16 protein-coding genes and 1 tRNA gene are annotated in these 14,004 nt (G+C 57.3%); 5 read left to right on the top strand and 12 right to left on the bottom strand.

The annotated features are described in order from the left end of the window. Positions 1-3: 3 nt before the first annotated feature. From QP884_RS08270 to QP884_RS08255, 4 genes are all read right to left on the bottom strand, one after another. Positions 4-573 carry a GNAT family N-acetyltransferase gene (locus QP884_RS08270; RefSeq protein ID WP_284821669.1) on the bottom strand — a complete coding sequence of 190 codons (570 nt, stop codon included), beginning with the start codon at positions 571-573 and terminating at the stop codon, positions 4-6. Between the two features lie 78 nt (positions 574-651). Beyond that, positions 652-2,016, bottom strand: a complete 1,365-nt coding sequence (locus tag QP884_RS08265) for a PhoH family protein (protein ID WP_239235475.1) — start codon at positions 2,014-2,016, stop codon at positions 652-654. A 183-nt stretch (positions 2,017-2,199) separates the two neighbouring features. Beyond that, entirely contained in the window at positions 2,200-2,841 is a 642-nt protein-coding gene (locus tag QP884_RS08260; RefSeq protein ID WP_284821668.1) for an LGFP repeat-containing protein, read from the bottom strand. A gap of 146 nt (positions 2,842-2,987) precedes the next feature. Continuing rightward, the gene (locus QP884_RS08255; RefSeq protein ID WP_284821667.1) at positions 2,988-3,662 is read right to left on the bottom strand and encodes a LysR family transcriptional regulator substrate-binding protein; all 675 of its coding nucleotides are present in this window, start codon (positions 3,660-3,662) and stop codon (positions 2,988-2,990) included. A 71-nt stretch (positions 3,663-3,733) separates the two neighbouring features. On the opposite strand from QP884_RS08255, the gene QP884_RS08250 reads away from it, so the two are divergent. Further along, the gene (locus QP884_RS08250; protein ID WP_023021891.1) at positions 3,734-4,063 is read left to right on the top strand and encodes a DUF5997 family protein; all 330 of its coding nucleotides are present in this window, start codon (positions 3,734-3,736) and stop codon (positions 4,061-4,063) included. Here QP884_RS08250 and glyA read toward each other — a convergent pair. Continuing rightward, positions 4,060-5,343 (bottom strand): serine hydroxymethyltransferase, encoded by a 1,284-nt coding sequence (gene glyA / locus QP884_RS08245; RefSeq protein WP_005323605.1) that lies wholly within the window; start codon positions 5,341-5,343, stop codon positions 4,060-4,062. The genes QP884_RS08250 and glyA overlap by 4 nt on opposite strands. Before the next feature lie 118 nt (positions 5,344-5,461). Here glyA and coaA point away from each other — a divergent pair, with 118 nt between their 5' ends. Next, positions 5,462-6,388, top strand: coding sequence for a type I pantothenate kinase (coaA, locus tag QP884_RS08240; RefSeq protein ID WP_284821666.1), 927 nt, complete (start codon positions 5,462-5,464; stop codon positions 6,386-6,388). Between the two features lie 3 nt (positions 6,389-6,391). Here the strand turns inward: coaA and QP884_RS08235 are convergent, their stop codons facing one another. From QP884_RS08235 to mca, 3 genes are read right to left on the bottom strand one after another with little or no spacing between them, the layout of a single operon-like run. Continuing rightward, on the bottom strand, positions 6,392-7,168 hold the full coding sequence (locus tag QP884_RS08235) for an isoprenyl transferase (RefSeq protein ID WP_284821665.1): 777 nt from the start codon (positions 7,166-7,168) through the stop codon (positions 6,392-6,394). Between the two features lie 12 nt (positions 7,169-7,180). After that, positions 7,181-7,492 carry a hypothetical protein gene (locus QP884_RS08230; RefSeq protein WP_204609642.1) on the bottom strand — a complete coding sequence of 104 codons (312 nt, stop codon included), beginning with the start codon at positions 7,490-7,492 and terminating at the stop codon, positions 7,181-7,183. A 3-nt stretch (positions 7,493-7,495) separates the two neighbouring features. Then, positions 7,496-8,386, bottom strand: a complete 891-nt coding sequence (gene mca / locus QP884_RS08225) for a mycothiol conjugate amidase Mca (protein WP_284821664.1) — start codon at positions 8,384-8,386, stop codon at positions 7,496-7,498. 95 nt (positions 8,387-8,481) lie between these two features. On the opposite strand from mca, the gene QP884_RS08220 reads away from it, so the two are divergent. The 3 genes from QP884_RS08220 (at position 8,482) to QP884_RS08210 (ending at position 9,914) form a co-directional block, all read left to right on the top strand. Next, positions 8,482-8,952 carry a DUF4307 domain-containing protein gene (locus QP884_RS08220; protein WP_284821663.1) on the top strand — a complete coding sequence of 157 codons (471 nt, stop codon included), beginning with the start codon at positions 8,482-8,484 and terminating at the stop codon, positions 8,950-8,952. A 120-nt stretch (positions 8,953-9,072) separates the two neighbouring features. Beyond that, a complete protein-coding gene (gene greA / locus QP884_RS08215) occupies positions 9,073-9,594 on the top strand; it encodes a transcription elongation factor GreA (protein WP_005323614.1) in 522 nt (173 codons plus the stop codon). 41 nt (positions 9,595-9,635) lie between these two features. Beyond that, a complete protein-coding gene (locus QP884_RS08210; protein ID WP_005323615.1) occupies positions 9,636-9,914 on the top strand; it encodes a hypothetical protein in 279 nt (92 codons plus the stop codon). Positions 9,915-9,958: 44 nt separating this feature from the next. Here QP884_RS08210 and QP884_RS08205 read toward each other — a convergent pair whose 3' ends face one another. From QP884_RS08205 to QP884_RS08190, 4 genes are all read right to left on the bottom strand, one after another. Then, positions 9,959-11,542 carry a hypothetical protein gene (locus QP884_RS08205; RefSeq protein ID WP_284821662.1) on the bottom strand — a complete coding sequence of 528 codons (1,584 nt, stop codon included), beginning with the start codon at positions 11,540-11,542 and terminating at the stop codon, positions 9,959-9,961. Between the two features lie 308 nt (positions 11,543-11,850). Further along, entirely contained in the window at positions 11,851-12,570 is a 720-nt protein-coding gene (locus tag QP884_RS08200; protein ID WP_284821661.1) for a DUF3558 family protein, read from the bottom strand. 365 nt (positions 12,571-12,935) lie between these two features. Beyond that, on the bottom strand, positions 12,936-13,685 hold the full coding sequence (locus tag QP884_RS08195; protein WP_284821660.1) for a Bax inhibitor-1/YccA family protein: 750 nt from the start codon (positions 13,683-13,685) through the stop codon (positions 12,936-12,938). Positions 13,686-13,895: 210 nt separating this feature from the next. Continuing rightward, positions 13,896-13,972: transfer RNA gene (locus QP884_RS08190), tRNA-Leu, on the bottom strand. Positions 13,973-14,004 lie beyond the last annotated feature (32 nt).

Below are 14,004 nucleotides of genomic sequence, written 5' to 3'. Positions count from 1 at the left end.
AATCTACCGCTTCTTTTCCTCCGGCTTGGGCAAAAGAAGCTCATATACGTCGGTATCGCGCCACTGGCCCGCAAGCTCGCCATAGGTCATCTTCGCCATGTGCGAGTAGGTGCCCACCTTCACGAAGCCGCGCGACTTGTGCAGCCCCGCAGAACCTGCATTTTCTGGGAAAATCCACGAATGGATGGCCCACTTGTGCAGGTCCTGACACACCTCAATCAGGCGGTCCAAAAGTGCGCCGCCGATACCGCGGCCCTGCGCCTCGGTGCCTAGGTAGATGGAATCCTCCACTACTCCGTGGAAGACGGTGCGGGTAGATACCGGTGCCGCGGAAACCCACCCCAAAACCTTAGAATCATCATTTGCCTCAACGGCCACATGCACCGAAGGCATGATCTTGCCGGCTTTGAATTCTTCAAAGGTCAGGGAGCGGGTCTCATAGGTGGCGTGCCCAGTGTTGAGCCCCTGTTCATAGATCTCTCGCATTTGCGGGTAGTCCGCCGCGGTAAAGGGGCGAATGCGGAAATCTTTCTTCTTGTCGTCCGAAGACGTCTGCTTGGCGTTCTCGCTCATATACAACATTATTACTGGGACATGCCCAGCTTCGCCACGCTGTACACATAAAGATCGCCCAACGCGAACGAACTTGGCCTAGTTGCCGCCTTCCAATAGGTCAGTGACGAGCTCCGCAATGGCAGAGCGCTCGGAACGCTGCAGCGTTATATGCGCAAAAAGCTCATGCCCCTTGAGCTTTTCAATCACTGCCTGGACTCCGTCATGGCGACCCACGCGAAGGTTATCGCGCTGCGCCACATCGTGAGTAAGAACTACTCGCGAGCCTTTCCCCAAGCGGGACAGCACAGTAAGCAGGACGTTTCGTTCCAAGGACTGCGCCTCATCCACGATGACAAACGCATCATGCAGCGAGCGACCGCGAATATGCGTCAGGGGCAAGACCTCGATGAGGCCGCGCTCGTGCACCTCTTCCATGACGTTGTCAGACACCAAACCCTCCAAAGTGTCATAGACCGCCTGCGCCCACGGGTTCATCTTGTCCGATTCCGTGCCCGGTAGGTATCCCAGCGACTGCCCGCCAACCGCATACATTGGGCGGAAGACCACAATGCGCCGGTGCTCGCCGCGCTCGAGCACCGCCTCCAAGCCGGCGCACAGCGCAAGTGCCGACTTGCCGGTGCCGGCGCGGCCACCGATGGAGACAATCCCTACGTTGGGATCCATCAGCAAATCCAAAGCAATACGCTGCTCCGCGGAGCGTCCCTGGAGGCCAAAGGCATTGATATCACCACGTACGAGCTCGACCACGCCATCAGCACTCATGCGCCCCAGCGCGGATTGCGCACCTGCCGCCAAGGTCAAGCCGCAGTGCACTGGCAGCTCCTCCACGGCGGTACCCTTTTCCGTTTCGACGCCGTCTAGCATGACTTCCCCATCACGATAGAGGGCATCGATGACATCCGAGCTGGTTTGCACCGTCGCCATTCCGGTATAGCCGGTCAAGACTACGTCCTGGGCGTGATATTCATCCGCCTGCACGCCAACCGCGCCGGCCTTTACGCGCAGGGGAACGTCCTTCGTGACCAGCACGGTGTCCTTCCCCTCGTGTGCAAGGTTAAGAGCGCACGCCAAGATGCGGTGGTCGCCTTCTGGCCCGCGGAACGCGGTAGGCAGCAAGGATTGGTCTTGATGGTTCAATTCCACGCGCAGGGTGCCGCCATCCACGTTGACCGGGACCGGCTGGTCAAGGGCCTCATAGGTAGCGCGCAGCTCCTCCAAAAAGCGAAGAGCTTGGCGGGCGAACCAGCCAAGCTCCGGGTGATGACGTTTTCCTTCCAGTTCAGAAATAACTACAACAGGAAGGACCACATCGTGTTCTGCAAATTTGCGCAGGGCCCAAGGGTCAGACAGCAAGACCGAGGTATCCACTACATAGGTCTTGGTAGCGACGGTGTTATCAGTAGTGGCAAGCGGAGTAGACAGTACAGAGGGACGAGACATGATGGCAGGGTTCTCCCTTAGTGTGCGGTAGATCAGACTTCTTCCGAATCACCCCGGATCCCCGAGGTTGCTACCCAAAGTAGGCACCGAAGGTTGAAATTACATGGGTGCAAGATGAACATTAAGAAAACGAAAAATCCCTCTGCAGCACATGCTGCAGAGGGAGAAGCTCTAAAAGAGCTTTTACTTCTCTACGGAAGAGGTGAACTTGCCGCTCTCGTCCTGGATCCAGGAGATTACGCCATCGTCGAACTGCTGGGTCCAGCCCTTGCCCTGAGCAGCCTTTTCCTCAGCAGCCTTAGGCAGGCCTACCTCAGAGTCCAGGCCGCCCTGCTCCTTCCAGGTTTCAGCAATCTTGCCGACGATAGGCTGAGCGCCCTCATCGTCGTCGAAGGTCAGCAGGTTGCCGTTATCGAAGTTAGCGAGGAACTCATCGTCGTCACCCTGCTCGATGCTCTTTACGTCGCCCCACTCAGCCTTCTTCTCTTCAATAGCGGAAGCGAAATCAGCCGGAACGTCTACGTCACCGTTAGCGGTAGCGATGGACTTGGTAGCGCCGCCCTTGTCGTCAGCGTCATCCTTGTCGTCGGCATCTTCAGAGTCAGATGCTTCCGCATCCTCGGAAGCGTCCGCGTCATCAGCGTCATCATTGGAAGTAGCCTCAGCAGCAGCGGAGCCAGCAGCGTCGGTAGCGTCTGCAGCTACGGAGCCGGCGGAATCCTTAGCGTCGTTAGCTGCATCCTCAGCATCGGAGCATGCTACGAGAGCTACGGACAGGGTTGCGGCTGCAAAGCCACCTGCGATACGACGGGTCATCTTCTGCATTACTGCATCATCCTTTCATCGAGAAAGTAAGTTAATCCTAAATTTATTGTTAAATCGTCCTTTATGACGAACAAAGCCCACCGTAACGACGACTCCCAGCTGGCGCCACCCGCTCAGACAGGAAGTAGACAGCAAACAGTAAAGGCCTACCTACGTTTGCGCTGCTTAGGGGCCTTCTTTTTCTTTTGTAACGAATTGTTAACGTTTCTCCGCGCTTGCTTCGCCTTCGCCTTTTCCTTGGCGCTGCGTTTCGGCTTCTCTTGGCGGGAGGAACGGGCCGTGCGGCCCTTAGCGACGCCCACGAAGTCCTGAATTGCTTCCCCGTCATCGTCCTTGCGCCACACCAGTGCAATCTCCGTCACCGGCACGGACTCGTCCTTAAGGCCCAACGGCACCACCTGCTTTTTACTCAGGACCTTCAGCAGGGGCCGCGGCGCAATCGCGATACCCACATTGGCCGCCACTACCTGCAAGGCGTCGCGGACGGCGGGGACATCGACAAGCCCGGAATCGGCGAGGCGGTAGTTGAGGTGTTCATCGGCGACGTCGGCAAGCGCAAGCTCCTCGCCCACCTCCGCATAGACCGAGTCTTTGGGAACGGCAATGCCAGGGGCCTCTTTATAAAGTCGCACCACATGAAAGGTGTCATCCACCCGCGCATCCGGCAAGCGCGCAAGAGCTAGGTCCACCTCGCCGGCTACCAGCGGGGCAAGCGCATCGTCCGCATCAACGGTGTACAAGCCACCATGAGCAGTATTTTCCTCGAATCGGCGGAACCACTTTCCGGGTTCTGTACCGGTGGCAAAAGCTAAGCGCAGCATAGAGGACAGTCTACTGAAAGTGCTACGGTAAAAGCGTGACTGAAGAACAAAAGCAACCATCCGGCACCGCCATGCGTGCCCAAACCGCGGCGAAGAAGCTAGGCATCTACCTGCCCGCCGCGCCGGACGAGTTCCAAAATAGTGCCATTAGCCACGAAGAGCTGCGCGAACTGCAACACAACCCACCCGAGTGGCTGCAAACCTTGCGCCGCGAAGGCCCCCATCCCCGCCCCGAGGTTGCCCATAAGCTGGGAATCTCTGTTACCGCGCTCAAGAAGAACGATATGGATAAGCCGCTGACCACAGCGGAAATCAATCAGCTCCTCCAAGAGCAGCCGGAATGGCTCCAGCAGGCCCGCGCTACCATGGCGCAGGCCCGTGGCCATGAGGTGAAGGACTAAACCAGCTTCCAGTCCTCGAGGCCCTCATACAGCGGGTAGTGCTGGGCGATCTTGTCCACGCGAGCGCGCAGGGCCTCCACATCGGCATTCTTGCCCTGGACCAGGGCGGTGCCGATAATATCTGCAACCTCGGTGAAGGCCTCGGCATCGAGGCCGCGGGTTGCCAGCGCAGAAGTACCAATGCGCAGGCCGGAAGTGACCATCGGCGGACGCGGGTCATTCGGTACGGCATTGCGGTTAACGGTAATGCCCACCTCATGCAGCAGATCCTCTGCCTGCTGTCCATCCAATTCGGAATTGCGCAGGTCCGCCAAGACCAAGTGCACATCGGTGCCGCCGGTCAGCACGTCCACGCCAGCCGCCTTGGCATCATCTGCGGTAAGGCGCTCTGCCAGAATGCGAGCACCCTCCAAGGTGCGCTCCTGGCGCTCCTTGAATTCCTCGGTAGCAGCAATCTTCATAGCAATGGCCTTGGCAGCGACCACGTGCATCAGCGGTCCGCCCTGCTGGCCCGGGAAGACGTTGGAATTGATCTTCTTGGCATAATCCTGCTTGGCCAAAATCATTCCGGAGCGCGGGCCACCCAGGGTCTTATGCACGGTGGTGGACACGATATCCGCGTGAGGCACTGGGCTCGGGTGCAGGCCGGCTGCCACGAGACCAGCAAAGTGGGCCATATCTACCCACAGGTAAGCGCCGACCTCATCAGCGATCTCACGGAAGGCCGCGAAATCCATGGTCCGCGGGTAGGCAGACCAGCCGCCGATAATCACCTTCGGCTTTTCCTTCAGCGCCTGCTCGCGCAGCTTATCCATGTCCACACGCATGGTCTCTGGATCCACCTCGTAGGCGGCGACATCATAAAGCTTGCCAGAGAAGTTCAACTTCATGCCGTGGGTGAGGTGACCGCCGTGTGCCAGGGACAGGCCCAAAATCTTGTCGCCAGGCTCAGCGATGGTGGAAAGCACCGCTGCGTTCGCCTGCGCACCGGAGTGCGGCTGAACGTTGGCGAATTCCGCACCAAAGAGTTCCTTAGCGCGGTTGCGGGCTAGGTCCTCCACGACGTCGACATGCTCGCAGCCACCGTAGTAGCGGCGACCCGGGTAGCCCTCGGCGTACTTGTTAGTGAGCACGGAGCCCTGTGCCTGGAGCACAGCGCGAGGCACAAAGTTCTCAGAAGCGATCATTTCCAGGGTTTCGCGCTGGCGGGAAATCTCTCCCTGAATTGCGCCGAATACGTCCGGATCGAGGTCGCGGAGGTCAGAGGTAAAAGAAGCCATAAAGGTGTGGTCCCCTTCTCAAAATCAAGCGGTATGGGATGCTGCATATCTTATCGTGCCATGCACCCTTAGGGGGCATACTTTTACCCACGGATTATGCAAGTGCGACAATAGAGCCATGGCGCGCACATTGGATTCGAGTCCTTACCTAGATTTTGACCGCGAGACCTGGCGTGAACTGCGTAAATCCATGCCTCAGGTGCTCACGGAAACCGAGGTGGAAAAGCTTCGCGGCCTAGGAGACCGCATCGACCTAGACGAGGTAGCTGATGTCTACCTTCCCCTCTCTCGCCTCATCCATATGCAGGTCATGGCACGCCAGCAGCTCACCACGGCTACCGAATCCTTCTTAGGCAATCCTCCGACGCACGTTCCCTTTGTCATCGGTGTGGCCGGCTCCGTGGCAGTGGGAAAATCCACCACCGCCCGTCTCCTGCAGGTGCTGCTGCAACGCTGGGAATCCCACCCCAAGGTGGCGCTCGTGACAACCGACGGCTTCCTCTTCCCCACCAAGACTCTCAAGGAACGCGGCCTCATGCAGCGCAAGGGATTTCCGGAATCCTATGACCGGCGCGCACTCCTCCGCTTTGTCACGGACGTAAAATCAGGAAAGCCATTTGTCAAGGCACCGCTTTATTCCCACATCACCTATGACATTGTGGACGGGGAATACCAAGAAGTTCATCAGCCCGACATCCTTATTCTGGAAGGGCTCAACGTGCTACAAACGAGCCCCACGTTGACCGTGGCGGACCTCTTTGATTTCTCGGTCTACGTTGATGCCCGCACCGACGATATCGAGCAGTGGTATATCGACCGCTTCCTTACTCTGCGACACACCGCTTTTCGCGAGCCCAACGCCCACTTCTCTGCCTTTGCAGACATGAACGATGAGGAGGCCCGCGACCAGGCCCGCGAAATTTGGCAGTCCATTAACCTGCCGAACTTGGTGGAAAATATCTTGCCCACCCGTGTGCGAGCCTCCCTCGTGCTGAAGAAGGGCTCGCATCACCTGGTAGAACAGGTGCGGATGCGAAAGCTCTAGAGCCTATTTGCCAAAGCGGCGCGAACGTTGGGAGTAATCCCGCAAGGCGCGGAGGAAATCCACCTTGCGGAATGCAGGCCAGTAAGTATCCGTGAACCAGATTTCGGAGTACGCGGCCTGCCACAGGAGAAAGCCCGACAGGCGTTGTTCACCGGAGGTGCGGATAACCAAGTCCGGGTCCGGAAGGCCCTTGGTGTACAGGTGCTCCCCAATGGATTCTGCGGTGACGCGGTCCGCCATGTCCGCTGCGGTAGTTCCCTTTTCCGCTTCCGCGCGCACCAAGTTCTGCACGGCGTCCACAATTTCTTGGCGCCCGCCATAGCCCACCGCCACATTGACGATGACACCCGTATTGTCCTTGGTTTCCGCTGCCGCCGTCACCATGCGCTGGCGAATATCATCCGGGAGTAGATCGAGGTGGCCGACCAAGCGCACCTGACAGCCGACGTCGCTATGGGATAGGTGCGTGACCACATCCGAGATGATGTCAAAGAGCAGCTCTACTTCCTGCTCGCTGCGCTTCAGATTCTCCGTGGACAGCAAATAAATGGTGACCACTTCGATATCGGTATCGCGGCACCACGAAATCATCTCTCCGATTTTCTTCGCACCTTGGCGGTGACCATGGCTGATATCGGTGAAACCAGCCTCACGCGCCCACCGACGATTGCCATCGGCCATGATGGCGATGTGCTTAGGCTGCGGCTTGCCCTTGATCAGGCGCGCCAGCCGCGCTTCATAAGCTGGGTAAGCCAGCTGCTTGAGAGAACTCACGCTCATCAGTCTATCCGCCTAGAAAATGGACTTCTTGCGGTTATCGTAAATGCCGGCTTCCTTCATCGCCTCATCCACGGCTTCCTCATCGAACGGATCGATTCCGTGATCTTCCGCAAACATCATGCGGCGGCGAAAGCGAGAGTAACGGCGATGGAAATTCCAGCCCGCAAACAACACCGCAACTCCCATAAGCGCCAAGATCAGCAGGCCAATGGGCGAAGCTTTGCCAAATTCAGGGCCCATTGGGCCGCCTTCGGCGCCCTCGGTTCCTTGGGCGAGTACAAATACGTCATGTGCGGCAAGCACGAAAGAACCATACATGCTCATATCTTAAGCCTCCTCTTCCTCTTCGATGCCGGCGAAGAGGTCATTTTCTGGCAGGGAGGTAGAAACGCGAGTCTTCGCCAGCTCGAACTCCTCGGTGGGCCAAAGGCGCTGCTGTACCTCCACCGACGTCGCCAAGAAGGCACCCGCCGGATCGATCTGCGTAGCGTGCGCCCGCAAGGCCTCCTCGCGATTGCTGAAGTAATCCGCGCATTCCACCTGGGTGGTTACACGCGCCATGATATCGCCAAAAGTGGTGTCCCAGCGCGCCAGCATCGGCCCATAGGGGCTGGTATTCCCCTCTTCTAATAGCAAATCATGGAACATCTTCATGCGCTGGTAGACGAAGCCGTGCGAGTAGTAGAGCTTCAGCGGCTCCCACGGCTTACCCAGCTCTGGGTGATACTCGGCATCGCCCGCCTTCTCCCACGCGATCATGGAAGCCCGGTGCACCATAAGGTGGTCTGGGTGCGGGTAGCCACCATTTTCGTCATAGGTAACAATGACGTGTGGACGAAATTCTCGGATAACCTGGACGTATTCCTGCGCAATGGTGTCATCCCCCAGCAACGCAAAACAGCCCTCCGGCAGCAATTCCTCCATAGTCTTGCCTTCAACCGGATCCGGCAATCCGGAATCAACGTGGCCCAGCCAGCGATGTTGTACGCCCAGCGCCCGCGCAGCGTTAGCCATCTCTTCCCGGCGCACCTCGCCCATCTTTTCCTTGATTCCCGGGCGATCCATGGCGGGGTTAATCACATCGCCGCGCTCGCCGCCGGTACAAGTCAGCACCAAAACCTCATTGCCTTCTGCGGCATAGCGCGCGGTGGTTGCAGCACCCTTAGATGATTCATCGTCTGGGTGCGCGTGGATAGCTAGTAGGCGAAAATCGCTCACTGAAAATCCATCCCCTTATTAATCTAGGTTCTTTGAACAGATGTTTATCCTAGTAGATAATTGGAAAACAGTGGTCCTCGGCTAGAGTGGAAGCTATGACTTCCGCCGGAAAATCTCGCCCAGCCGCCCGCTACGGCTCCCGCGGCTCCTCTGAAAAGAACTCTGGTAGCTGGACTAATAAGGCGCTGGTACTCATCTTTGTCGCCATTTTTATCGCGCTCATTTTCTTCGGCTTCCGGTATTTCCAGGAGAAAGAACGCGTGAACGCACAGGTGTCCATCGTGACCCAGGAGGTTTTGAGCGATGATTCCACCCGCGTTTGGGTCGATGTCACCCGCAATCACACCGATGAAGACGCTTATTGCATTGTCCAGGCCTTTGACTACTCCAAGTCCGAAGTAGGCCGCCGCGAATTCCCTGTTCCCGCGGGCGGAAACGAAACCCAGCGCATCGCTGTCGACGTCCCGACCAACGCTCGTGCCGTAGCTGGCGGGGCCTATGGTTGTTCCGGCAATATCCCCGAATACTTAGATATGGATAACCCTGACTACGCGGAAAGCCGCTAGCCGCGTGTGCTAGGATTTGTAGCGCCTAGAACTGGGCATATGCCCCGTTCCACTTTTACTTATAGCCCCAGGGATTAGCAGGGGCTTTGACCACAATTCCTATCTACGGAAGGTTGCAGAATGGCTGAGCAGCAAAAGCAGTACATCACCCCGGAAACCAAGGCGAAGCTCGAGGCCGAGCTGCAGGAGCTCATCGACCACCGCCCAGTAGTCGCGGCTGAGATCAACGAGCGTCGTGAGGAAGGCGACCTCAAAGAGAACGCCGGTTACGACGCCGCACGTGAGATGCAGGACCAGGAAGAGGCCCGCATCAAGCAGATTTCTGAGGTTCTTGCGAATGCCACCACCGAGCGCGGTGCAGTTCAGGAGGGCGTCGCCCACACCGGTTCCGTAGTTCACGTTTACTACAACGGTGACAAGGACGATAAGGAGACCTTCCTCATCGGTACCCGCGCCGCTGCTTCCGATAACAAGGATCTGGAAACCTATTCCGAACAGTCCCCGCTGGGCGCTGCCATCCTTGGCGCACAAGAGGGCGAGACCCGCGAGTACACCGCTCCGAATGGCAAGACCATTTCAGTCACCATCGAATCCGCAGCGCCGTATGATTCTGCTAAGGCCGCTGCTCCACGCGAGTCCTAAACTTTTAACCACTTACTACTCTGGAGAAAGAGCACATCCCCATGAAGAAGTTCTCCCGTTTCGCCGCCGCTGGCCTGGTCTTCACCGCTGGCCTCTCCCTCGCTGCTTGCCACCCACCGAACCAGCAGGATTCTGATTCCAAGGTAGAAAATGCCTCCACCTTCACCGGTGAGGCCCCGATGCAGAAGGATGCTGAGACCAGCTCTTCTGCACCCGAGACCGTTGTTGAAGAGGAAGCACCTGTAGTCGAGTCCGGTGTTCCAGAAGAGCCTGCACAGCCGCATTTGAACGGTACCGCCACCGAGCTGCCACAGCAGTAATAAAGCTTGAAGGGTCGAGGGATTTCCTCGGCCCTTTTTTCATGCTATTTTCCTGGGTCCATTTCCCGCACCCAATCCCCGATGACACCGGGTACGACGGCGGGCGGCTCCCCCAGGAGGTCGCGCTTATTCGGGTCCCTTTCGACCTGCGTGGTGACGGACTTTACGCGCTTTTTCTCACTGTCTTTGCCTCCGCGCATCCCCATCATTGGACCATAGGCTCGCACCCCTCCGGTTGAGCGGCCTGCATTGCCACCGCGCGCTGCCGCAGCGCTTTCGCCGCCACCTGTTCCTGGAACAAGGCCGCCACCCACGCCGGGCCGCATGCCCGCACCAGCACCGGTTCCAGCACCGCTGCCAAGACCAGCGCGCATGCCCGAACCGCCGCCGATTGCATTGCTATGGCCAGCGCGCATGCTCGAACCGACACCGGCGTAGGGCGCTCCGGCTCCTCGTCCAAGGTGCAGGCCCGACTGCGCTCCTCTTCCGGCACGCGCAATATTGGCGCTGCCACTTACATTTCCTGCAGCGGATCCAATTCCGCCTCGTAGCGACTGACCGCCGAGTACGCCGCGGCCCGCATCCGCAGGCCTTCCGGCTGCCATCATCGGCGCCATCCCAGTATTGGCGGATTGCGCTGTAGCTCCCGGCGCCATCGCACCGCTGTTATTGAGCGCGCCTGCAGTTGCTCCTGGGGCAACCGGATGCGCTGTACCACTAGGAACCTGCCCCATCGCCCCATTCGGCGCAGTTACGCCCGGCATGGATGCACCTTGGGTGGATACTTCATTTCCGCCGATGGCTACGTGGTCTCCCAGGCCCAGCTTTTCCAGCGCATTTCTGCCGCTAGTATGCATCTGCTGGTGAAAATCATTAATTTCTTGTGGGCTCATCCCCACTGCTTCTAGCCCGTCCACATTGCCATTGACGACGTCGAAGTTCCCCGGCCCCAAATCTCCTCGCGCTATCGCTTCCGCAATCTTCTTTGGCCATACCACGGCATCGGTGGTGTAGCGCTGCCCATCACCGTCAACTCCGGCAAGGCCCGCGTCGACACCGCCGCCTCCCGAAGCCGGCGATTGTTCCATCAAAGCGTGCTGGTACGGCATTGCCTCAACCGCGAAGCGCTGCAGGTCAGGCTGCAATGCGGCCAATGCGGCCTTTTCCGCAATCTCGCGCTCAACCGGTTCTGGAATAGCCATCACTTCCATCGCCATGGCCATCGCAGTTGGCTGCATGCCCATCAGCTTGGCGTGGAATCCGGTCAGCTTCTCCCCCATGACCTTGGCATTTGCTACAAAGTGGCTTCCCGACGCCGCCACTTCCCTAATCTTGGCCGCCGCCCTCGACGTTGCCTCACTGTCGTTCTCGCCTTCCAAAGACCCGGCTGCTTCCTGCAACCCGCTAACGATATCGTCGACTTCCGACGCCAACGAGCTCCACCGCGCATTCGCCTCAGACACATTCCAAATCTGCGTCGACATTAGGTCTGTAGCCAGCTTCACAATGTCCGTACCGACATTCACCACCGGCATGGAAAACCCAAATGGGCTGTACCCCGGCTCCGGCTGGTTCATAATCGGCATCGACTCAATGCCGATATCCCCACCCGCATCCGCGATCTCCATTCCCCGACTATTCGCGTCCTCCTGCGCCTGAAATCCTCGAGCCTCCCTACCCAGGCTATCTTGTAGCCAATCCAACTGTTCCGAAAATGCCTTCAACGAAGACCGAGCAGAGCCAGGATCGGTTTCAAGAACTCGTTGGTGAACAGCTCCCACATGGTCGATTCCAACAACGGGAGAAAATCCAGCATCAAGAGGCGAATATGTGCGACCTCCAGATAGTGCAATTTCCTCCTTCAGATTTTCCGTTTTCATAGCAGTAGCCATGATGTTGTCCGGTCGCAATTCCATAATTCCCCCGATTTTTATTTTCAGTAAAATTTGTTTAGCAGTTCTTCGGCCTGTGAACATTTAGCTTCGTAGTCATCGTCAGGTCGTTTCCCAGAATGACTAACTTTTAAAATTCCACGCGAAGTAGAAACGCCGACAGTACAGAACATATCCCCGAACAATTCACTTTCGATCTGCACTATCGGCGCACTGTGTCCCCCACCGTCAGATAGGGAGGCTACTTGAATTTCTGCGCCATCAAATGATTGCCTAGAAGTAGTCAATCCAATGACAGCTCCTCCAGAGCCTTCGACACTGTCAAAAGCACAAAAGGAAAACCCCGATTGCTGTCCTGACTCCTCAATTTGTTCACCGAGTCCGAAGGCTCGAAGATGCTCGCGAGGAATCTCCGTACACGGATCAAAAAGCTCGAAGCTCGGGTCTGCCGGATCGAATTCCCCCAGTGGCGGTAGGACGCCGGAAGTGTCTCCCGACCCCGTGGCGCCGGCCTCCCCCGGTTGGCCGGCGCCGTCCGCATTCTTCCCGCCATTGGCGTGTGCCGATTCCCCCTGATTGCTTTCCGCATCATCCCCCGGGTCCCCGTTGGTTCCCCCTGCACCGTCGGCCGAACTAATGCCGCCAGCCTCGTCGACCTTGGCGGTCTCCTCTGACGCGCTCCTCGTACCGATATCCGCAACGCAGCTACTCAGCATAACGGTGCTGCTGACCATCAACGTTGCTACGGTGACCTGACGCTTCACAACAATCCTTCGCGCACTCACTTCCTGACGAGAGGAACAGGAAAAGTGAAACAGAGAACTTTTCACTTCGTAATTCCCGTTCCGGTACACAGCATGCATGAGGCACCAAGAATTTTCTACGCAACCGCAAAGGTTAACGGCAATTTAACAAAATTATTTGCCCCATATGTCACATCCATAACGTCTAGAGGGCGAAATTTCCTGCTCATTAGCTGTACCACCCCTGGGAGTGGTTTTGTAGACCAAATGAAGGCTAAACCCGCACTTTATCCCCCAGCACTACCCCAGAAATTACACGGTTGTAAGCGATTTTTTCGGCATCAAAAAGGCCCGCACCGAAGTGCGGGCCAATACAAAAGAGTCAGTTAGTCTCGCTGGAAATAGCTCAGCAGACGGAGAATCTCAGTGTAGAGCCAGACCAGGGTCACAGCGAGGCCAAGAGCTACGCCCCAAGCGTTCTTAGCAGGAGCACCAGCGCGGATCATGCGGTCAGCCTGATCAAAGTCGGTCAGGAAGGACAGGGCGCCAAGAACGATGCAGACAAGCGAGAAGATGATGGCAATCGGGCCACCATCACGCAGTGGGTTGAAGTCGAAGAAAATCGCGCCCAGGAAGTTAACAAGAGCCATCACAGCAACGCCAGCAATCAGGCCGAAAAGGATCTTGGTGAACTTCGGAGTCACCTTCACTGCGCCAGTCTTGTACACAATCAGCATGCCAATGAATACACCAATCGTGCCGACAATCGCTTGGCCAATGATGGCCATGCCGCCCTCGCCCTGGAAGTTGACGTTGGCGAACATCAAGGAGAATCCACCGACAAATAGGCCTTCAAATACGGCATAAATCAGGGTGACTGCAGCAGAACCCCACTTCTTGCCAAAAGAGGCAACGAGCACGGTAATGAAGCCACCGATACCACCGACCAGAGTCAAGGCCATGGCGATACCTGGGCTTACTAGCATTCCCAGGGCGAAGTTGATGGCTGCGGCGACGATGATAACGCCGAGGGTAATGCCCGTCTTGGTCACTACGTCATCCACGGTCATGGGACGAGTAGATACGCCTTCATAACCAGAATTTTGGCGGCTACTATTTTCGGTCAGAGAACTCATTACCGGATTGCTTGAACGCACGGTTGTCCTTTCTAAGAGAGGTGCAATTTAGCTATCTCACCCCATTTAACGAGACACCACCCCATAAAGTTCCATATTCTTTCCATTTAGCTAGAAGTTTTGTGGGTAGCTTCCGCATAAAGTCTGTGGAGACCTGTTGACGAGAAAAGCCTCGAGACACCGACCGGAACGATGTCTCGAGACTTCACATGGTGCCCCCAGTGGGACTCGAACCCACACTGAATCGATTTTAAGTCGACTGCCTCTGCCGATTGGGCTATGGGGGCAAGGGCAAGGAATATTTTAGGCCACCTCACCC

The organism is Corynebacterium tuberculostearicum (assembly GCF_030229345.1).
Lineage (GTDB): Bacteria > Actinomycetota > Actinomycetes > Mycobacteriales > Mycobacteriaceae > Corynebacterium > Corynebacterium tuberculostearicum_G.
This window is presented reverse-complemented; position numbering and strand designations above follow the sequence as displayed.